The following is a 21912-nucleotide window of genomic DNA, read 5'->3' on the forward strand; positions in this document are numbered from 1 at the left end:
CAGTTGCCCTGCCCTACTCTCTCTAACTCCTACTCTCTCTTTCAAACCCATGGCACAAAAGCCCAGCATACCCAAAGGCACACGCGATTTCGGTTCGCTCGAAATGGCGCGCCGCAACTATATTTTCGACACCATCCGAAGTGTCTACCGCCTCTATGGTTTCAGCCAGATTGAAACCCCCGCAATGGAAAACCTCTCCACCCTGATGGGAAAATATGGAGAGGAGGGCGACAAACTCCTTTTCAAAATCCTCAACAGCGGCGACTTTACCCGTTCCGTCAGCACGGCAGATTATGAAGAAGCCTCTGCGGCGGCCCTTGCGGCCAAGTTTTGCGAGAAAGGACTGCGCTACGACCTCACCGTTCCGTTTGCCCGCTATGTCGTGCAGCACCGCGAGGAATTGCAGATGCCTTTCAAACGCTATCAGATTCAACCCGTTTGGCGTGCCGACCGCCCACAGAAAGGCCGCTATCGCGAGTTCTATCAATGTGATGCCGATGTCGTGGGTAGCGATTCGTTGCTCAACGAAGTGGAACTGATGCAGATTGTCGATGAGGTGTTCACCCGATTCGGCATCCGTGTGGCCATCAAAATCAATAATCGCAAAATTCTCACCGGGATTGCTGAGGTCATCGGTGCCGCCGACAAAATTGTCGACATCACCGTAGCCATTGATAAACTCGACAAAATCGGCCTTGACAAGGTGAATGAAGAATTGGCGGCCGGCGGACTCTCTCCCGAACAAATCCAAACGCTCCAGCCCATCATTGCCCTCTCGGGCTCCAATGCCGACAAACTCAACACCATGCGCCAAGTGCTCGCTTCCAGCGAAGTGGGATTGAAAGGCTGCGAGGAAGTGGAGTTTGTGCTCAATTGCTTGGGCGACGACCTCACGAACGTCATCGAACTCGACCTGACACTGGCGCGCGGTTTGAACTACTACACCGGCTGCATCTTTGAAGTCAAAGCGCTGGATGTCGAAATCGGCAGCATCACCGGCGGTGGCCGCTACGACAACCTCACCGGCATCTTCGGGCTGCCGGGACTTTCGGGTGTAGGTATCTCTTTCGGTGCCGACCGCATCTACGACGTGCTCAATCAACTCGAACTCTATCCTGCCGACACCGCTTCCGGCGTCGATCTGCTCTTCATCAACTTTGGTGAAGCCGAAGCCGCGTGCTGCCTCCGTATGGCGCGACAGACACGTGCTGCCGGCATCTCAACCGAAGTCTTCCCCGATGCCGCCAAGATGAAGAAGCAAATGAACTATGCCAACACCCGCAACATCCCCTTTGTCGCGCTCGTCGGCGAAAGCGAAATGGCGGCCGGCACCATTGCCTTGAAAAATATGACAACGGGCGAACAATCCACCTGCACCCTTGACGAAGTCATTGCACGTATTAAAGGTTAAGCAGGGATTATGCCTTCTTCCACCTCCTGAAATTCTTATTTTTCTAACTGAGGGCTTTCCTCACTAAATCCTTTTGACCTATGAACTTTTCTATCGGCGATCTTCTGGACAATGCTTGGCAGTTGGCCAAACGTCACGGAATCCTCCTTGCAGTCTATCTGTTCGTAGCCTACATTGTCAGCAACTTGTTTGTACTTCCCTTCTACCCTTCGGGCTATTGGGAAGCTGCCATGAGCGGCCACTCTCAACCCCTCGTCTTAACCCCCACCTACTACTTCGGTTCTTCCTTGAACTTCCTTGTTATGTCTGTTTTCTCAGTAGGTCTGGTACACGCCCTGTTGCGTATGACCCGTGGCGCTAACGAAAACATCGCATTCTCCGATTTCAACCTGCCGCTTTCCGTCTATTTGAAATATATCGTTTGGCAAATCCTCTACAGCCTCATTGTCGGGGTTGGCATGATTTTTTTCATCATTCCCGGCATCTTCTTCGGTGCACGCCTTTCTCAGGCGTCCACTTATATTATCGACCACCCCGAATCCGGTCTTTCCGAAGCCATTAGTTTTTCTTGGCGCGTCACCAAGGGACAAGTGCTTTCTTTGTTTGGTCTCTTCATCGTGTTGGCGGTCATCGTATTGGCCGGTTTGCTGATTTGCTGCATCGGCGTCTGCTTTACGGCGATTATTGCCAAGTTTGCCATCACCAGCCTCTACATTTTCTTCCACGATCGGAACGAAGGTACTCCTTCCTCCTTCGACTATCAAAAGATGTACTAATGCGCAAACCTTCGTTGCGTTCCCTCCTATTTCCCGCTGCCCTTGTGGCGGCGGGAATTTTGTATTACGCCGTCGATCCCCGCTCAAAATTTTGGCTGATTCAATGTCCGTTTCATCGCCTCACGGGCTATGCCTGCCCGAGTTGTGGGGCGCAACGCGGACTGCACGCGCTGCTCAACGGCCGCTTCGTCGAAGCCGTCGGGCACAACCCTTTCCTCGCCGTTGCGCTCCCCTACTGGCTCTTCCTGCTACTGGCCGCACGTGTGCCCCGTCTTCGTCCCCTCCATCAGCGGCTCACCTCGCGTTCGGCCCTCGTGCTTTACGGCCTGCTCACCCTCGCCTGGTGGATGGTCCGCAATGTCTATGGTTGGTGAGTCAACACAAGCCGCACTCCCTATCGCAAGATAGAGAGTGCGGCTCAGTCCTATATCAGTGGTCCAGTTGTATAAGCAGCTCGGGCTATATAAAGAGGAGCGGGCCACCCACAAGAAGATGTCAAGGCTGTGTCTTCAAGAAAGCGAGGACTTCCGAGATGTGGCAGAACGCAAGGGCGGTGACGGTGTCGGCCGCGCCGTAGTAGATGGCGCAGCGGTCGCCCTCCACCAGAGTGGCGCAGGGGAAAACCACGTTGGGTACGTCTCCCATAAGTTCGTAGGGAGCAGCAGGAGCCAAGAGGTAATCCATCGAGCGGCGGAGCACCTTAGAGGGGTCGTTAAGGTCGAGGAGTGCCGCTCCCATCGAGTAGCGGAAACCGTTGCACGTGGTGATGACACCATGATAGAAGAGCAACCAACCCTCTTCCGTGCGAATGGGCACAGGGCCAGCTCCTGTCTTGGTGCACTGCCAGGCGCTGTCGGGGAAAGGAGTGGGACGCATCACAAGGCGATGGTGTCCCCAAAAATCCATGTCGGGCGAATAGCTCAACCAAATATCGCCGAAGGGTGTGTGGCCGCTGTCGGAGGGGCGGGAGAGCATGGCATAACGTCCCTTGATTTTTTCGGGGAAGAGCACGCCGTTGCGATTGAAGGGCAGGAAGGCGTTTTCGCATTGGAAGAACTCCTTAAAGTCGAACGTGTAGCCGACACCGATGGTGGGACTACCGCCGAAGCCGTTGCACCAAGTAATCCAATAGCGGTCGTCAATCCACACCACGCGTGGGTCGTACTTGTAGAGATGTTCGGCCACGGCGGGGTCAGTGCCGGGAGCGGCTTGGAAGTGAATGGGCTCGTGGTTGATGCTCCAGTGGATGCCATCAGGAGAGAAACCGGCAAAAATGTTCATCTGCACACTGCGGTTGTCACAGCGGAACACGCCGGCAAATCCCTCGCCGTAGCGCACCACAGCGGAGTTGAAGATGGAGTTGCTCGAAGGGATGGCATAGCGGTCGATGATGGGATTTTCGCTGTAGCGCCACACCACGTCGGTGCAGCCTGCGGGGCGTTCTTGCCAAGGAATGGGTTGCATAGGCCGAAAAGAGGGGTTTATGAAGTTAATGAGATAGACGAAGAGAAAGGGTTAGTTTTCAATCACACCGGCTTGGGCGCGGAGTTCGTTGAGTTCACGATTGATTTCGGCCATACGCTTCTTGCCGAGCGGGTAGCAGGCAATGAAGACAAAGCTCACCACGGCAATGAAGGCAGGAGCGAAACTCATGAGCCAACGGATGCCGTCGATGGCGGCTGTGGTTTGCACGGCATCAGCCTGCGTGTTGTAGCCCACCCAAGCCAGCATAGCCGTCACACCGGCCGTACCAAAGGCAGCGCCAAACTTCTGCGCCATCGAGGAGGAGGAGAAAATCAGTCCTGTGGAGGCCGTACGGAAACGCAGTTCTGCATAGTCGGAAATGTCGGCATACATGCTCCACATCAGCGGCGAGATGACACCGGTGAGTATGCAGAAGACGATTTGCAGGAGGAGCATCGGCAGATAGGCTTCGGCCGAAAGGAAATAGAAAGCAGCGCTCGACAACATCACACCCACGAGGGCGAAGAGGAAAGTAGGCTTCTTGCCCACGGCCATGGAGAGAGGTGAGGCGAGGGCTACACCCACCATATTGGCCACTTCGCCTACGGAGAGGAAGAGGCCGGCATAGAAAAGCACTTCCCACGAGAAGAGGGAGAGATGCGCTTCACGGCTCACCACCGAAGCGAAGAAGAAGGGAATGACGGTGTAGCGGATGGCATTGAGGAAGTTGAAAGAGATGACGCCGCCCAACAAAATCCACCAAGGGCGGTTGCGAAGCAGGGCGCGGAAGTCGCTGCCAATCGACACGTTGGGCACGGTACGCAACCGTTCGCGCGTCAAGGCGAAAGTGAGGAGGAAAAGGGCGAAGCAGGCAGCACCCACCACCATCATTGCCCACTGCCAACTGTTGGAGTTGCTCGCTTCAAGCGCCAATCCCTGTCGGGCGTTGAAGTAGCGGCAAAGCGGTTCCCAGCCGGCCAATACGATGAACGAACCACCGTAGGCAAAGAACATACGATAGGAGGAAAAGATGGTTTTCTCGTCGGAGTCGGCCGTCATCACACCGAGCATCGAACCATAAGGCACGTTGATGGCCGTGTAGACGGTCATCATGAGCAGATAGGTCACGTAAGCCCAAATGGTTTTGACCGTTTCGCTCGCATCGGGGGTGGTGAAGAGCAATACACCGGCGATGGCAAAAGGAGCAGCCATCCAAAGCAGATAGGGGCGATACTTACCCCAGCGGGTTTGCGTGCGGTCGGCCAGTACGCCCATCATCGGGTCGCTCACGGCGTCCCAAATGCGCGCCACCAGCACAAGGGTGGAAGTGGCCGTCAAACTGAGGCCGAAGACGTTGGTATAAAAGAAGGGGAGGTAGGCTGAAAAGACTTTCCAAAACATGGACGAGGACATATCTCCCAGACCATATCCGATTTTTTCTTTGATTGAAGCCATGGTTTGCATGGATTTAAGGGTTATATGCTTTATTAGCCTTGCAAAGGTAGCACAAAAAGCGCAAATGGACAATCTATTCCCCCTGAAATTGCCCCTGCACTCGAGCACACCGCCCCCGATGACAGGGTGTGCTGCCCTGCGGTCGATGAGTTTATGACGTCATAAACCAGAGTTCCATACGGCTGAAAATCGGATTTTCACCGAATGAAAACGGGAGCACTCACGGATGAGGACAAAAAAGTCGGTGCAGAAACATTCTGCACCGACGATATGAGGTGGGAAGACCCCTGGAGGAGAGCACCGCGCCTTACCGGACGGCAGAGAGGCGGAGCTTGAAGTGTTGCGGAGCCGCGGGGACACCAAACTCAGGGAGGGTGTCCACACCGCCGCAGGAGGCATTGCCCACGCCGCGGTGGGCGGCATCGAAGTGGAGCACGGTGTAGGGACGGCGGTGGAGTTCCCACGTGTGTTGGGCGTCAGCGAGGTCTTCATCGAGGTAGGGGATGGCGGTGAAGCTTACCGTGCCTTCCGTGATCACGCGCAGGCCGCGGCCCTTGGTGTCGGTGAAGGTAACTTCGCGCAGTCCTTCGCGATTGCCGGTACTCTGCGGCTTGATGTAGCGCTCCATAGAAGACTCGGGCGTCATGGAGTAGCGGCCTAAGAGTTCGCCGTCGAGGCGGTCGTTGTGGTTTTCGAGCGGGCCGTGGGCATAGTAGTCGATGTGGTCGAGGTCGGCGTTGAGGCCCACTTGCAGACCGGTGCGGCGCAGGCCGGCACTCTTGGGGGTGAACTCGGCCGCGATGTCAACCACGCCCTGGGGATAGAGGGTGTAGGTGAGGCGCAGGTCGCAGAGGGCGCCTTTGCGCTCGGTGGTGACGATGGCTGCGCCGGCCGAGCGGCTCACGCTAATCGTTCCGGTGGCTTCCATGCCGTTGGTGCGCTTGACGTTGCGATCGTTTTCGATGAAGCGGAAGTTGGTGAAGTCGAGGTCGAGCCCTTTGCCCAGCACTTCGCGGCCGTCGAGGGTGAGGGCGGTGAGGCGGGCGGTACGGGTGTCGAAGCGGGCGGTGAGGTGGGGCGAGGTGAGAGTGAGGAGGCTGTCGGTACGCTGCTCGGCGAGGGTTTCACCTTGGGCGGCGAGGGGGGCGAGGGGGGCGCGTTCCACCAGCACCTTCTGCGCCATGCTCTCTACGTGGTGGGGCGCGCTCCACACGGTGGCGGCGCGGCGCTCGGCATAGAGGTTGAGGAGAAGTTCTTCGCCCGTCTTTTCGGCCTTGTCCAGCTCCTTCCGAGCGATGCGGAGGCGGAGCATGTCGTCCTGCCCGGGCAGGAGATTGGGCAGGGCCAGGCGCTTGGAGAGGACGACTTTGCCGTTGCGGAGGAGCTCCCAGCGGAGGTCGAAACCGCCGAGGGAAGTGAAGGCAAATCCGTTTTTGACGCGGACGAGGGCGGTGATGCCGGCCTTTCCCTCATCGGTATGGCCGTAGTAGGAGAGCTTGACAAAGGCGTGGGCGGCTTTGACTTCGGCGAGCTTGGCACTCTCGTGGCGGGTGGCGGGGAGGATGCCGTTGGAGCAGAAGTTGCCTTGGTGCGGGCCGGGATAGTCGTAGCCGGTGTGAAGGCGTCGGATGCCCTGCTTGAGTTCCTGCGGGTCGTAGATGGCTTGGTCTACCCAGTCCCAGATGCAGCCGCCGATGCAGGAGTTAGAGTTTTCGATGACCTCCCAATACTGCTTGAGGTTGCCGATGGCGTTGCCCATAGCGTGGGCGTATTCACACACAAACATCGGTTTGTCGAGGTTGGAGGTGTGGGCGTTCATCCAATTCATGTCGGGGTACATCTTGGAGTAGAAGTCGGAGAATCGCTCGCCGCCGTAACTGTGGTTGATGCGGGTGCCCTCGTAGTGGATGGGGCGCGTGGGGTCGAGACGTGCAGCCTCGTCGTAGCACTGGCGGAAGTTTTCGCCGTTTCCGGCCTCGTTGCCCAAACTCCAAATGATAACGGAGGGGTGGTTGCGGTCGCGGGTAATCTGACGGTTGATGCGATCAACAAAAGCCGGAATCCACGACGGCATATCGGAGATAGACTGGTTGGCGTGGTCTTCGAGGTCGGCCTCATCAACGGTGTAGAGGCCGTAGTGGTCGAACATGGCATACATCCGTGCGGCGTTGGGATAGTGGGCGGTGCGGATGGTGTTGATGTTATTTTGCTTCATCAAGAGGACATCGCGGAGCATCGTTTCGTTGGTAACGGCGCGTCCGCGCTCGGGGTCGGTGTCGTGGCGGTTGACGCCCTTGAAGAGCACCTTTTGGCCGTTGATGTAGACGAGGGAGTTCTTGATTTGGATGTCGCGGAAGCCCCACTTAGTACTCCACGCCATCTCCTCGCGGCCCTGTTCGTCGCGCTGGATGAAACGGACGGTGTAGAGGTTGGGCGTTTCGGCCGTCCAAGGCAGCGCAGCGGGTACGGCCAAGGAAAGACCGGCTTCCGTTTGAGCATTGGCCACAGCCACGGCTTGAATTTTATCTTCACCCACGAGTTTGCCGGCAGGATTGTAGAGCGCAACGCTGATTTCCTTCTTTTCGGCATGGAGGGTGGGGTTGCTGAAAGCCAGTTGCACCTTCAGCACAGCATCCTTATAGTGGTTGCGCATCTCGTTGGTGAGGACGTGGTCACGGACGCCCACCTTGGGGACGTTGTAGAGGACGACGTCGCGATAGATGCCACTCATGCGGAACATGTCTTGGCATTCGAGGTAGGAACCGTCGCTCCAGCGGAACACCTGCACCGCGAGGCGGTTTTCACCAGGGCGGAGATATTTGCTGATGTCGAACTCGTGGTCGTTGTTGGCGCCCTGAGTATAGCCCACTTGTTGACCGTTGACCCAGACGATGGCGGCAGAATAGATGCCCCCGAAGTGGAGGATGGTGCGGCGAGCAAGCCAATCGGCAGGAACGGAGAAAGTACGGGTGTAGGAACCGACGGGATTGATGCCGTAGTTGGCGCCGTTGTCGTTAAATCCGGGTCGGGCGGTAATGAAGGGCGGTGTGTTGCCGTGGGGGTATTCGACATTGCAGTAGATGGGTTTGTCGTAGCCTAGCATCTCCCAGTTGGAGGGGACGGGGATGCGATCCCAGGCGGTGTCGTCGTATCCGTTTTGGAAGAAGTCGAGGGGGCGCTGCGAGGGTTCGCTCACCAATTTGAAGCGCCATTCTCCGTTGAGCGAAAGCACGCACGAACTCTTCGGTTCGGTCCAGGGGGTGGCGTAGAAGTCGCGGTCGGCGAGCATCTCACGCTCGGTGGCATAGGGGGTGTAGGTGGCGTGTCCCGGCTCTTTGTTGATGGCAAAGACGGTTTCATCCTCCCACCAATCAGATTTGATTTGCGGTTTTTCGACAGGTTCCAGCCACATCCAAGCCCGCTTGTCGGCAAGGTTCAGAGGCACCAATTTCAGACGATCGCCATCGAGGACGAACATCGTGTTCTTCTTCTGATGGGAAACAAAAACGAACACGTCTTCTTGTCTGGGCACGGTGAGCACCTCAAACTGTGCATTGCCGGGGTTGCGCAAGTTGGCCTGCCACTGGATGAGGTGCGTGATGGAAGCATTGTTGCCGCCATCATCGAAAAATTGGTTGAAAAAGGCGTTACTCACCATGCGCCGACGGAGGTCGAGCATACGAATGTTCCAATACTGCCCACGGCTGTTGACATCGGTCTTTTCAGCCACGATTTGGGCACCGTTCTCAAAGGAGTTGGCATTGCCCAGCACGCGGTCGTTATCGCCAAACGTGTGGATGCGGAAGATTTGGGCTTCGTTGAAGCCCTGCCGCTCGGCATATTGCTTGTCAAAGTGAGCGGTCTTATTCTTTTCCACCTTTCCCTTTTCGGCCACAACAAGGGTGCCGCCCACAGCATTGAGCGCCATTGTGGTGCGGTTGGCAGGGATGAGGAAGGATGTTCCGGAGGGAGCGTTTTCCAATCGCCAAAGCTGATTTTCGTCCGAACCATTGATTTCACCCATTTCCACTGCGTTGCCGTTGTGGCGCAAGGCTTTTTGGGTGAAAGGGTTGATGAGGCGGTAGGAGCCGGAGAGGTTTTCCAACTGCCAATACTGTTCGCGACGTTCGGGGTCGAGGGCCGAAAGCCGGACGGTGTTGTCTTGGTGGTCTAAGGCTTTGCCATCGACCACGATGTGATAGAGTATCCCCACGCGCTGACGGGTGTTGGCACTGAGCGGCAGGGCCAACACGGCAATCAGGGCGCAGAGAAAGAGCAATTTGAGCGTTCTCATGAGCTGATGAGGGTAAAAATAAGGAGTGATGAAAAAGAGGATTTCGTGGGGGAAGTGACTTTATGGACGACCGGCCTTGGCGGCCAAGTGGTCGATGGCGCGCTCAAGGATGGTGTCGACGCCGCGCCGGTAGTCGGCCGAGGTGATACTGACTTTCACATCGGGGTCGATGCCAAATTCGGTGTGCTCCATGTTGCGGCCGAGGAGAGGGGCAGCCGAGAAGCGCACACCCCAACCGCCGGGCAGTTCGCTGCTGAACGGCATCCCCGAGCCGCCGCCTGTGCGGTCGCCGATGAGAGTGACGTTGGGCAGGCTTTTCAAGTAGAGCGCAAAGGTATTGGCAGCGCTGTAAGTCCGGCGATTGGTGAGCACGACCACGGGCTTCTGCCAGCGCAGACTATTGGAAGGCCGGAGGGTGATGGCTTGCGGAGTAGCAAACGCGTTGTGCCCTTTGCCCGTCTTGTGGGTCATGTAGCCCACCATCGTGGGGCTATTGACAAATATCGAAGCGAGGTCGGCCGCGGTGGTGAGTTTGCCGCCGCCATTGCTTCGGATGTCAATGATGAGCCCATCGGCCGTGGCGAAGTAGCCCACGATTTCGTGGAGGTTGCCTTCGCCGATGGTAGTGTCGAAGGTGGGGCAACGGAGGTAGCCGATGTTGTTGCGCAGCATGCGGTACTTCATCGTGCCGGTGAGGCGATGGTCCTGGCTGCGGCCGAGGGTGATACGTTCCAAAGAGTCACTGTAGTTGGTCGGATAGGCTTCGTACCAGTCGGCATAGCGCACGATGTCGGCCGCGCTCCAAAGGTTGACGTGTCCATCGCGCAGTTCGTTGCACATGTTGCCCAAAATTTGGAAGAGGGCGCGGCGCGAGAGGGTATCGTTGATTTGGGCGGAATAGCGATTGTAGACCTCGTTCCAGTCCAGCCCATATTCTTTTTGTTTGTAGTCGAAGAAGCAATAATGCTCGTCGATGATGTGCCAAAGTGCCTCAAAATCGCCGCGACGCGTGGCGCTGTAGTCCTCAGAGGTGATGCAGGACGTGAGTGACACCCAAGGCAGGAAGATCCACAAGAGAAAGGAGGAGAAGCGTTTCATCGGTCAAGGAATTTGAGCGTTCGGGTATAACTAATCACCAGCATCGTGCTCCAGGCGTGTCGTTTCAGTCCGTTGATGTGGCTTTGGCGGATGTTGGCGTCCAAGCCGATGGCAAAGCGGCGATGGGCAAAGGGCAACGACAAGGTGGAAAAGATGCGCACAGAGGGCGCATTGAAAGGATGGGCCAAGCGGAGATTGTGGTCGTAGTGCCCGAGTCCGAAGATTTCATAGTACGACTGCCCGTATTGCGGCGAGAACATCAGCCCCGCCACCGGCACATCCACCTGAGTGCGCCACTGCCAACGTTGTTTCAGCGCACGGAAGTGATAGTCGGCCACACCGGTGATAGCTCCTTCGAGAGCGGCACGCCCTTGTGCAGGATTGTTGCCGTTGCGGGTGGAGTAGGTGCCGCCCACATGCAGCCCGAGCGCTCCACCCACGCCCACCCTCAGACCAGGCGCCGGCAGGCGGTTGTAGTGGAGGCCGTAGGTCAGTTCGCCCTCGGCATCCCACAACAGCCCCTCTCCGGTCGCTTTCTTGGCTCGTGTGCCATTCAGGTTCCAGCGGAAGAAGGAGGTGATGCGCCCTTTCGCCCAACGTTTTTGGCGCTCGCTCAGGCTGCCGATTCCGAGGGTCAGCCCCGAATAGTCCAGCGGCGAGAGGTAACTATCGTAAAGGTGGTTGCGCCCCATCCCGACAAAGAGGGTGGTGCGTGTCGCATCGTGGCTCAATCCCTGCCATGAGATGCGGGGGGCATCGACGCTATCTTCGGGCGTGGCGGTTTGGCTTCGCAGCGTAAGCAGCGGGCAGAGGCACAAAGCGAGGGTAAGTAGGACGGATTTCATCGGTGAGGGGAGGTAAGGGCGACTCGTTGCCATAAGCATCCATTGCCACCACGACGTATCGGTCGTGGAGCAGGGCCGGCAGCGAGGGTGAATAGTCGTAGAGCGTGGTGCGCAGGTGGTGGGCGATGAGCTGCGGCCCCTGAGGGGCGAGGCGGTAGATGTTGTAGACCACCGGCGTTTCGTCCTTCACGGCATCCCACCAGATGCGCAGTGTGTTGCCGTAAATTCGGGTGGCGAAGACCGGCGCAGCGGGCGGAATACTGTCCTGCCACGTCATCGGCGGAGTGAGTGCCGGTTGGCGATAGAAGTCGGTCACGAAGTCCAACACGCCGTCGCAGTTGTCAAGCAGAAAGCGACTGCGGAAGTAGGCCTGTCCACCGATGCCTTGCTGCCGCAACACATTGAGTTGGCGCACCACCTTCGGCAGTTTCCAGTTGCCTTCTTTGGGCGAAAGGAAATAGATGCCCAGCCCGGGAACGATGGGGCGGCCGGAGGCATTCTGCTGCCAATCCTGTGCAAAAGGATAGAAGTGCTCCCCATCGAAATACATCATCGGGAAAAGGGCGTCCATCCATCCCTCACGCAACCACAACTGTGCATCTTGCGACACCGCATCGCGCGCATTCCATCCGCGGGACGTCTGACGCGGCAGGTCGGCATACTTTCCGATGGGGGAGCAGGTCAATCGCACCCAGGGACGCACGGCCTTGATGGTGTCGTGGATAAGGCGCACCGTGCGGGTCACGTTGTCACGTCGCCATTCGGACTTGGGCTTGCCGCCTCCATAGCGGGCATAGGTACGGGCATCGTTGAAGGCGATTTCCTTTTCGGGATAGCGGATGTAGTCGAGGTGGATACCATCGACATCATAGCGTTCCACTATCTCTCGGCACAACCCTGCGATGTAATGGGCGGTACCGGGGATGCCGGGGTCCATCATCCACTTGTCGCCGCACTTCTGGCAGAGGTCGGGGCGGCGCACCGGCAGTGCTTGACGTCCCAACTGCTTGGCAAGAGGTACGCTGCAAATGGGGTAGGCCACGATATAGGCATGGAGTTCCATACCGCGCAGATGGGCTTGCTCCACGGCAAACTGCAACACATCGTAGGGAGGGGCAACACCGGGAGTGCCGGAGAAAGCGCCATCCCAAGGTTCGTATTGCGAGGGATAGGCCACGGTGGAGCGGATGCGCGTCTGGAAAAGAATGGTGTTGATGCCGGCGGCTTGCAAGCGGTCGAAAGTGCGGATGAGTTCCTGGCGTTGCACTTCGGCCTTATATTCCGTTTGGGCATAGCGTCGTCCCGGCCAGTCCATCCCCCCAAAGGTGCAGAACCACACCGCGCGATATTCGCGTTGAGCAGGTTGCAGCGGCCACGATTCGGGCAACGATTGTGCAGGCGCACAGAGGGGGAACAGCAGAAGCAGGGCGTAGAGCAGTCGAAGAATCATAGTGTTGTGTTGGGAGGGAGGGAGAGGGGAGGAACCGAACAGGTTACTTCTTGTGAGGGCGTGCCGAGGCGATGACGCTTTCCGAGCAACCGAGCTGTCGGGCTTTGTTGAGATCGGCTGTGGCGGCATGTGGGCGGTCGAGGGCGAAGTAGAGGGCTGCCCGCTGCACATAGAGCGTACCATCGTCGGGGGTAATCTCCAAGGCTTCATTGTAGTCGTTGAGCGCCACATCGTAGTCTTTTTGGGCCATGGCCATTTGGGCGTGCAGGAGGCGGGCGAGCACGAGGCGAGGATGGCGCTCTTTGAGCATACTGAGGCGCAACATCGCTTCATCCATGCGCCCTTGTTCCTCTTCCATGATGGCCGTGAGCAGGTGGGCTTGCACATCGTAGGGCGCAAAGGCGAGGATGGCGCGCAGGTCAGCCTCTGCCTTGTCGTAGGCTTGCAGGTGCTTGTAGGCATCGGTGCGCAAGAGGAGCATTTCATGTCGCTGTGCGGTGTCGGCTGGGGCAGTTTGTGCCAACACCGTACTGCAATCCTCCACCACCTGCTCCCAGTGGTTCATCGCACTATAAGCGTTGGCGCGCAACCGGCGCGTTTCGGTGGCTTCGGGATGAAGGCGGAGCGCTTCGGAGAAAGCCCGCACGGCATCTTTCGGCTGGTTGCGCGTGAAGAAGATGCGCCCCAGTTGGTCGTGGATGAGGTAGTTGCCGGCGGCTTTGGGTTGGAGGCGCAGCGCTTCTTCAAATTGTCGTTGTGCTTTCCCCAGCGAGTCCAGCGCAAGATAGTGGAAAGCGCTTTGCAGACATTCGCGGTAGATGCGGGCGTCTTCCTGCGCCATCGCTTTGTCGCGTTCCATGATGCGCGCTTTGTTGAAAGGGTTCGGATGGAGAGAAGGGCTCACTTTGGCACTCTCCACGGTGCCTTTGTTGAGGTCGATGACCGTCTGAGCACCACCCGTCAGCACACTGCCGAAGAGCAGAAACAGAAAGAGGAGGGATTTCATAGGCTTTGGAGCTGGTGGAGCGTGTCGAAAATGAGGTGTGGTTCGAAACCGCGAGAGGCAGCAAACCGTACCAGTTTCTGAGTGGCTTTGAGCGCTTCCCGGCGGTCGTCGGCATCGAAAGAGAGGGTGCGGAGTTTGCTCGACAAGATGCGTTGCAAAACCTCCAAATAATGATCTTCTTCAATCACCTCGGCCAAAGCGGCTTCTACAACACCGGCAGAAAACTTCTTCTGTCGCAGCGCCTGACTGATTTTGAGGCGTCCCCAACCGTCATATTCCAGTTTGTCGTGTGCAAACGCCCGCGCATAGCGGCCGGCATCGATGAAATGCTCGTCTTCGAGGGTGTCGAGCACCTCATCCACCTCCTCGCGGGAGAGCGGGGTTTCACGGAGTTTCTTCTCCAAATCGTAGCGGCAGCATTCCCGCTGGGCGCAACGTGTGGTCGCCCAGTTGAGCGCTGAAGTTTTATCGGTAATTTTCATCGGAGTACAAGGGCGCGCACCACAAACCAAGCGTGGAGCATCAGGGTGGAAAAGAAGCCGTAGTGGCGGCACATAATGGTAAACCGCTCGCGGAGCGAAGCCTTATGGTGGCGGGTGGTCGTGCCCTCCGAAAGGTAATCGGCCACGACCAAATGGGTGTTGTGCAGAGGTAAGGACGCTTCGTCGGCAGCGCGCAGAATGCGGATGCACCAATCAAAATCGGCCGAAAAGCGATAACGGAGATCGTAGCGGTGCTGCTGCGCCAAATCGGTGCGGGCAAAGAAGGCTTGATGACATACCAGCATACCTTGGGAAAACGACTCCCAATGCAGCCTCTCGGGAGGAGAGAGGCGGCGGCGACGCAAAAAATGTCCTTCCTCATCGACCAAATGCGTATCGCCGTACAGCACAGCCGGCAGGGAAGTTTCCCCCTCGGTCGGCAATGACTCCACGATGCGTCGCAGGGTGGTGGCGCTGTGCAAGCGGTCACCGGCATTGAGAAAGAGGATGTACTGCCCCGTGGCAAGCCCCAGGGCTTTGTTCATCGCATCGTAAATCCCCTTGTCCGGTTCCGACAGCACCACCCGCTCATGATGTTGAGCGGCGGTTGAAGCCGTTTGGGCTTGATAGTCGGCCAGCAAGGTCGCTGTGCCGTCGGTCGATGCCCCATCGACAATGAGGTGCTCCACGGCGGGATAGTCTTGCTCGGCCACACTCGAAAGGGTGGCAGGCAGTAGGTGGGCAGCGTTGTAGCACACCGTGGCAATCGTGATTTTAATCATTGCTGGCGGGTATAGACTTCGATGTATTTTCGGGCAATCGCCGATGGGGCATAGCGCTGCAACACCCCTTCGCGCAGGTCGCGGCGGTCGATGCACTGCCCATCGCCCAAGCACCACTCCAGTCCGTCGGTGAGGTTTTCGATGTCCAGCCGGGCAGCGAGATAGCCATTTTCCTTGTGGTCGATGATGTCGGCCTGTCCGCTGCCGTCAAACGAGAGGGGCAGGCAACCGCAGGCTTGAGCTTCGACCATCGTCTGCCCAAATGTTTCGTAGTGTGAGGTAGACACAGTGACATTGGCGGCCGAATAGAGGCGCGAGATGAGGTGGGTGTCGCGCACAACGCCCATTTCGGTATGGGAAATGGGGAAATCATCGAGCAAATGTTCGTCTTTGATTTGGCCGAACAAAAGGAGGTGCAACTCTTCGCGGCGATATTCGCCACGTTGGAGCAGACATTCGATGGCGGCCCGCAGAAATTCAAATCCCTTGATGGGGTCGTCGATGCGGGCAGCGCCGAATAGGAGGATATAGCGCCGGTCGGCCAGGCCCAGTTCGCGCCGGCTTTCGGTGCGATCGAGTAGGTCGAAATTGTCGAGCGAGAGGGTGTTGGGGATGATGTCGCGGGGCTTCTCTCCGAGCAGTGCACTCTCTTTCATTCGTTCGGCCAACCAGCGGCTCACGGCCACCACACTCAGGTTGGGGTGTAGACCACCATAGGTGCGCTGTTTCTGCCGAAACACGCGGGCCGAAAGGTCGTTGCGTCCGGGGGCGGCGAGGAAGGGGCAGTCGTGACACGCCACATGATAGGCTTCGCAGGCATAGGCGTGGTGGCAGATGGCAGTGGCGGGCCACATATCGTGGAGCGTCCACACCACGCGCTTGCCCGAAAGGAGGATTTTGCGGAGGTCGCGCAGCGAGAGAAATCCTTGGTTGATCCAATGCAGATGCACCACGTCGGCTTCTTGAAATTCGGGCAGGCGCGTGATGTCAAATCCGGTGTTGGCGATGGACACCTTGAAGAGATTGCGCCGCGTGAAGCGGTTGGCCGCCCAAATCACCACACGCTCCCAAAGGAAGCGCAAGCGCCCCTTCCAGTGCCCATGCACTCGGTGCACGAGTGCCGAAGGGTGGTCGGTGTCGCGCACGAGCATACGTGCTTCCACGCCCTCAGCGCGGAGGGCGTGCATCAAGCGGGAGGCGGCAATCGCTGCTCCTCCTTTCTGCTCTGAGGTGTTGACAATGAGTACGCGCACGGAGAAAATGAAGGTGAAAAACGCCCATCAAAACGGAGAGAGATTCTCCTCCCTCTTTCGAGGGCTTTCGTTAGGGTAATCTTGGCTACGAAGTTAGAAAGAAATACCGATATGGCCAAAAAACTCTCCCTAAAATACCGCAATTCGCACGAAGCGAGAGAAGAACGTAGAGTCAACCGGCAAGTGCAAAATTAAGCTATTCTTTTGAAGAACTCTGCTTTTGGTGTCTCAAACTTTAATTTTTTCCTGGGTCTACTGTTGATTTTCTTTTGTATGCTTGCAATCTTTTTATCTGTAACTTCATCAAAGTTGGTGCATACTTTCAAAATCGAAGTGCAACAAATCATTCGTTTTTTCATAGGTTCTAATCTATGAAAAACACCGCGAGTTTGCCTCGCGGCCGGGGCGCGCAGCCCCGAAGAGCGATACCGGCAATACATAAAAAAGAGTCCCCTTTTGAGAACTCTGGAAGATTAATTATCTTTGTATTGCCTATGTACAAACAACTAACCTCAGAGCAAAGATCGCAAATCTTTGCCTTACTACAAACGTGCTTGCCTTCCGTCAATGATTAGCCCTTTGATAAGATAACCTCTAGCCTCTATACTGCGCACTGCATTTCAGTCATCAGCAGTGGTTTCACTCTTGATAAAATCGACATACAAAGGGTATCCAGAAGCGTCATCTAGAGCAAGGAGAACTCCCCAATTATGTCCCCAATAGGTTGCGTCAAGATGAACGTATCCACTACGTCCTGACAGATCGGGTTGAACCCATTCTTTTGTCACGTGAGCCAGCATCCGTTTAATGGTTTAATGGTTGAATCGCTGACGTTGAACATATCTGAAAGTTCAGAAATCGTCTGTTTATTCTCTTTGTATATATTCCAAATTTCTTCTTCGCAAGGTAGCTGCTTGCGACGGAATTGATAGCCACAATCTAAGCATTTATAGACTTGTTTTCCATTGCGTTTTCCGTTTTTCTTCGTATGTGTTGAGTCACAACAAGGGCATTTACTCTTATTCATAATACCTTACTTTGAGATTTTGAATCTCGTGCAAAGGTAACATATTCAACACTTTACGCAGTATCTCAGCCTGCAATTTGACCTATACGCCATTTGTATTAAAATAGATTAGCCATATCTCATCCCGACGTGGGATTTGACATGGCTAATGGCATCATAAAATACTTATTACAACTATTTTAGTTCATGCAACATATAAGGAGCACCAGAAGTTTTTACTTTTACATTTTCATAGCTTCCATCATTCATATGATAGACAGAGTAGCCCATGCCTTGGTCTGTTGACATGCCGAAGATGATATTATTGCCAGACTTGCAGATGGATGTGGCCCAGCCTACAGTTCCAGAAAAATTCATCTTCTTGCAAGTCTTATTGTATAGATTAATTTCAAAGGCTTGAAATGATTTGTCATGAACGTAGTCAGGTGGATTGCTTGTCGCTCCGGGAATGTTAAGGTATCCATAAACCTTTCCGTTTCCACCATACACTTTATTATAAGCATACGATGTTCTGTTCCCCTTTACTCCTTCTAAGTTTACGTCTGCAAGGGTGAAGCAATATGAGTTGTCAAAGTCTTGCTCCCCTTTCTTAATGCGCAAGAATCCTTCTTTGACCCCAGGCTGGTATCCAAACATAGCTACGCAATAGAAATAGATGTCACCCTTCTCGTCCACGAATGGGTCCCCAGCAGGGGTCATAGAGGAGGACATTGTAGCACGAGGGTCACTAATCATTTTGATGGGCTTATCGGTCTTGGTATCTATTAAGGCTATATGTGCCCCCTTCTCGCATGAGTAGGCAGACTTTAATTGGCAGAGCGTCACGTATAAGATGCCGTCTCTGATGATGGAAGCACATGGTTCAGGATTATTGTCGCCAGCCAACTTCCCCAAGGAATAGCCAGATAAATCTATTTCTCCTGTTTTTGTCATGGAGGACGGATCTATAATCCACACCTTTCCTAATCCAAGACAAGAAACGTAGGCTTTCTTCTCGGATAAGAATGTGATGTATGTGGCCTTTGCACCACTTGGAAATAGCATGGTGTTTCCTTCTTGAACAAGGATTCCATCCTTAGGGATGTACTTGTAGAGGTGTTCCGTGTCAGTCACATATACCTTGCCACCATGCACAAATGAAAATGCACCCTTGGCAAACACCAAAGCATTGTCCGTATTGAGCGAACCAGCTGTCAAGTCTTTGAACAGACTGATATATGTGTTCTCTCCAATATTCACGCTATGCACAAATCCTGCCTCGGACTTTGCTGGTGGTGTTGGAGGAACATCTGGAGTGTCTTTACTACATGAGGAAAGACCTGATAACACAAGCAGCGCCGTGGCTGCGACTAAGAAATAATGTTTCATTTTGACTATAAATTTTTGAAATGAATAATAAGAATTTACATACTCATAGCTCCTCCTGAGACTTTGTCTCGGAACAGATTAAAACGCAATTTAGCCTTAAAGGTTCTGCCTTGCAGTGGCATTTTGAATTCCATGTAGTTCTCTTTGTCAAAAATATTTTCGACCTCGAAACTCAGAGAAACATTGTTATGCCAAAATGACTGTTGAAGCCCTATGGTAAACACATCGTTGGAAGGAATGATCCATTTCTTTCGTTGGTCGGGCAGTGTGCTCATTTGCCAGCCCCAATCGAATTCTCCGACATGAGAGACATCTACATAAACTCTGGACAACTCTTTCTTTCCCAACAAACCTTCAACGTGATATTCCATGCCATAGTTGTAATAGAAAGACGGTATGTTGGGTACATGTTTATTATATGTGGGATTATCCGTCCCTTTTGCATCGTTTAACCATTTCTGCCGGTCTCGAATGTCCTGCAATGTAAGATTAAAGTATGCATAGACGTTTGGGGTTATATCTACCTTTAAGTCAGTATCGAAACCAAGCGTACTTGTCTTTCCTAAGTTTATGTATATGGAACGGATATCAGCGGGGAAAAGCCTTATCATATTCTGGATATACATGTAATAGAAGTTTGTTTCCCACTGCACGCGGGTAAGTCCCATCACATTTCTTGTATCTATGATGGTTCCAACGTTCAGGTTGTCTCCAATTTCAGGCAGTAAGTTCACTGATGGCTTGATGCTCATTCCGTTACCGAAAAGTTCTCCTGTGTCAGGGAGTCTCACATTGTGTGAAAACGAGAACTTTCCCCTCACGCCTTTCCAAAACTCATAGCTCACTCCCTCACTAAATCCGTAGTACGTTTTGTTCACACTTGTCTGTTTGGGAGCTGATGCATCTTTCATTTGGGCTTTCGACAAGGCATCGCTTGTTCTAAAGATTTTTGACTTCAGATAATAAATGCTTATCGTCAAGGAATTCTGAAAACGATGATTGGAAGAGGCATACAAATGACTGAGTCCGATATTGTTTGAAATCATTTTGCTGGGAAACGAGCTAGGATCGAACCCGAGATAGTCATTCATGCGTTCATCTTTAGGACGGTAGTCCGAAAGAGCAAGTTGATCATTTATGTTGAATGTATGTTGTCCAAATGTATATTTCAGGTTAAATTTGTTTCGCAACTCAAATTGTCGGTTATGGGATTCGTTGAAAAGGTTGTCCTCCGTCTCCCCGATAGCTTGTGTGTCCGTCCCATCCCATTGCATCTTTGTAGTTGCCGTATCCGTCATGTTCGAACGTATGATGGGAGCAACGAGTGTATTTTTCAGATCTAACCCTTTGAATATGAAATTATGTTTCTCCATGTCCAAAGTGGGCATTATGTTAAGACTTCGCGTATAGGCATGTCGCGAGTCAAAGTTAAGAGACTGTATGCCTTTCTTATTCCTGTAAAAAGCACATTCCAAATCCAGTTTGTCGAAGTATAGCTTTCTAAAACCAATGCCGACATGATAGAAGTCTGCGTCATAATAGTCATTATTTCGTCTTACCTTTCTGTATTCTGAGACTGGCAGGTTTATTTCGAATACTGGCCATGACATCGTGTAGTTGTTCTTGGATTTATTCTTAAAGAAAGCAACATTAAATAATATGCCTGACTTTGCAAAAAGCTTTTGAGCACTTGTAAGTGTCTTGGATGTTCCGAATGATGCCAATTCCTGCGTGAATCCTACTAGGTCGCATTCATCCTCACGTGTCACAATATTGATGGCTCCTCCTAATCCGTCGCCTCCATATTCTGCAGGCACAATACCCTTGTACACCTCTATATATTTGATCACATCTATTGGAATATCGTTGATGTCGAAAGAACCGTCAGGACTGTTGAGTGGGAAACCATTAATATATACGGCGACACGCTTACCTTCTAAACCATGTACAGATATGCGCGACGCACTTCCCAATCCGCCTGTCTTTCTTACTTTGATGCCAGACGTGCGTGTAAGAATCTCTTCTATACCGCTTGAACGTCCCCGCAGCTTGGATCCGTCCACTACGGTTACAGCCATAGGACTCTGCCGAATGCGGTTTATTTCCGCCTGCTGGGAAGATCCCTTCACTACAACTTCGTTAAGGACGTTCGCTGATGATTCTAAGAAAAAGTCTTTTGTGATATTGCCGTTTAACACAATGACTTGCCTTACTCGTTTATATCCAACAAATGAAACCTCAACGAGACATGTTCCATTTGAGAGAATGTCAATTTGATAATTGCCTGTTTTGTCAGAAACTGTTTTCTGTTTTGTATTTTTGATTGATATGTATGCCCCAGATATGGGAAGTCCTGTTTCTTTATCTATGATTTTCCCACGTAATATATTTTGGGCAGACAAAACTGTTGTACACAAACACAGTATCGTTACGATGAATAATCTGTTCATAATCTTATTGATTAATGAGTTCTCGCCATCCTGCTGTATTATAGCGTATATATTCAGACAAAACCTGTTTTGCCTCTTCTTTACGGATTTCTGGATTTGAGACAATCTCTCCGACGATTGTTACCCATGTAGAAGAGGAAATCCGAAAGAATAGTGACGAAACTTTTGTTTGTATTTGTGGATAGACTTTTTGCATTTGGTCAATATATTCTTTACTTATTGCAACTTGTTCTTCGATAAAATTTTCACGGAAAAATTCTACAGAAGTACCTTTTGATTCAAAAAGCAATAACTTTAATTCTTCTTTATACAAGAAAATTATTCTAAGCGTTTCTCTCAGCAAATCCTTTTGGTATTCTTTGATGAAATCAATTCTGTCTATTTTGTCATGTTCCATACGGTAGGAAGACATCCTTGCATCCAAGACATCAAGTAACGGTCTGAGAACAGCACAGAAAATGTCATCTTTTGTCTTAAAATAATTGTATATGTTGCCCAAGACAACTTCTGACTTTGCAGAAATGGTTCGCATAGATGTCTTTCTATAGCCATTTCTTATGAATTCATTGCGAGCCACCGTAATAATTCTGTGCCTTATATCCTTTTTTAATGTTTTCATCGCGAGGTTATTATTAGCGGACGTTGCTTGGATTTGTTCATAAAAAAAGCGTACTGTCTAAAATGACAGTACGCTTTTTTGTGATTGCCTTTATATGGCTATGTAGAAATTTCATCATTATCTCAATTTTAA

At 53.3% G+C, this 21912-nt stretch carries 16 protein-coding genes; 3 read left to right on the forward strand and 13 right to left on the reverse strand.

What is annotated here, in order from left to right; all coding sequences use genetic code 11:
* Positions 1–49 precede the first annotated feature (49 nt).
* The 3 genes from hisS (at position 50) to H8527_RS05270 (ending at position 2561) form a co-directional block, all read left to right on the forward strand.
* Positions 50–1411, forward strand: a complete 1362-nt coding sequence (hisS, locus tag H8527_RS05260; RefSeq protein WP_187546222.1) for a histidine--tRNA ligase — start codon at positions 50–52, stop codon at positions 1409–1411.
* A gap of 80 nt (positions 1412–1491) precedes the next feature.
* Positions 1492–2187: a hypothetical protein gene (locus H8527_RS05265; RefSeq protein WP_187546224.1), complete on the forward strand. Its 696-nt coding sequence runs from the start codon at positions 1492–1494 to the stop codon at positions 2185–2187.
* A gap of 14 nt (positions 2188–2201) precedes the next feature.
* Positions 2202–2561, forward strand: coding sequence for a DUF2752 domain-containing protein (locus H8527_RS05270; RefSeq protein WP_187546226.1), 360 nt, complete (start codon positions 2202–2204; stop codon positions 2559–2561).
* A 121-nt stretch (positions 2562–2682) separates the two neighbouring features.
* On the opposite strand, the gene H8527_RS05275 is transcribed toward H8527_RS05270, so the two are convergent.
* The 13 genes from H8527_RS05275 to H8527_RS05335 form a co-directional block, all read right to left on the reverse strand.
* On the reverse strand, positions 2683–3651 hold the full coding sequence (locus H8527_RS05275; protein ID WP_187546228.1) for a glycoside hydrolase family 130 protein: 969 nt from the start codon (positions 3649–3651) through the stop codon (positions 2683–2685).
* 51 nt (positions 3652–3702) lie between these two features.
* Positions 3703–5106, reverse strand: coding sequence for an MFS transporter (locus H8527_RS05280; protein ID WP_187546230.1), 1404 nt, complete (start codon positions 5104–5106; stop codon positions 3703–3705).
* A 307-nt stretch (positions 5107–5413) separates the two neighbouring features.
* Complete coding sequence (locus tag H8527_RS05285; protein ID WP_187546232.1) at positions 5414–9400, reverse strand: glycoside hydrolase family 2 TIM barrel-domain containing protein; 3987 nt, start codon at positions 9398–9400, stop codon at positions 5414–5416.
* Between the two features lie 60 nt (positions 9401–9460).
* Positions 9461–10498, reverse strand: a complete 1038-nt coding sequence (locus tag H8527_RS05290; protein ID WP_187546234.1) for a S41 family peptidase — start codon at positions 10496–10498, stop codon at positions 9461–9463.
* The gene (locus H8527_RS05295; protein WP_187546236.1) at positions 10495–11343 is read right to left on the reverse strand and encodes a DUF3316 domain-containing protein; all 849 of its coding nucleotides are present in this window, start codon (positions 11341–11343) and stop codon (positions 10495–10497) included. The genes H8527_RS05290 and H8527_RS05295 overlap by 4 nt, the downstream gene beginning before the upstream one ends.
* Positions 11261–12793, reverse strand: a complete 1533-nt coding sequence (locus H8527_RS05300) for a glycoside hydrolase family 10 protein (protein WP_187546238.1) — start codon at positions 12791–12793, stop codon at positions 11261–11263. The genes H8527_RS05295 and H8527_RS05300 overlap by 83 nt, the downstream gene beginning before the upstream one ends.
* Positions 12794–12836: 43 nt before the next feature.
* Positions 12837–13799, reverse strand: coding sequence for a lipopolysaccharide assembly protein LapB (locus H8527_RS05305; RefSeq protein WP_187546240.1), 963 nt, complete (start codon positions 13797–13799; stop codon positions 12837–12839).
* A complete protein-coding gene (locus H8527_RS05310; protein WP_187546242.1) occupies positions 13796–14281 on the reverse strand; it encodes a regulatory protein RecX in 486 nt (161 codons plus the stop codon). The genes H8527_RS05305 and H8527_RS05310 overlap by 4 nt, the downstream gene beginning before the upstream one ends.
* A complete protein-coding gene (locus tag H8527_RS05315; RefSeq protein WP_187546244.1) occupies positions 14278–15063 on the reverse strand; it encodes a glycosyltransferase family 2 protein in 786 nt (261 codons plus the stop codon). The genes H8527_RS05310 and H8527_RS05315 overlap by 4 nt, the downstream gene beginning before the upstream one ends.
* Positions 15060–16316 carry a glycosyltransferase gene (locus H8527_RS05320; RefSeq protein WP_187546246.1) on the reverse strand — a complete coding sequence of 419 codons (1257 nt, stop codon included), beginning with the start codon at positions 16314–16316 and terminating at the stop codon, positions 15060–15062. The genes H8527_RS05315 and H8527_RS05320 overlap by 4 nt, the downstream gene beginning before the upstream one ends.
* A gap of 1201 nt (positions 16317–17517) precedes the next feature.
* A complete protein-coding gene (locus tag H8527_RS05325; RefSeq protein WP_187546248.1) occupies positions 17518–18711 on the reverse strand; it encodes a YncE family protein in 1194 nt (397 codons plus the stop codon).
* Positions 18712–18746: 35 nt separating this feature from the next.
* Positions 18747–21161 (reverse strand): TonB-dependent receptor, encoded by a 2415-nt coding sequence (locus tag H8527_RS05330; protein ID WP_187546249.1) that lies wholly within the window; start codon positions 21159–21161, stop codon positions 18747–18749.
* Between the two features lie 4 nt (positions 21162–21165).
* Positions 21166–21780, reverse strand: coding sequence for a TetR/AcrR family transcriptional regulator (locus H8527_RS05335; RefSeq protein WP_187546252.1), 615 nt, complete (start codon positions 21778–21780; stop codon positions 21166–21168).
* Positions 21781–21912: the final 132 nt, after the last annotated feature.

This window comes from Alloprevotella sp. Lung230, from assembly GCF_014385435.1.
Taxonomy (GTDB): Bacteria; Bacteroidota; Bacteroidia; order Bacteroidales; family Bacteroidaceae; genus Alloprevotella.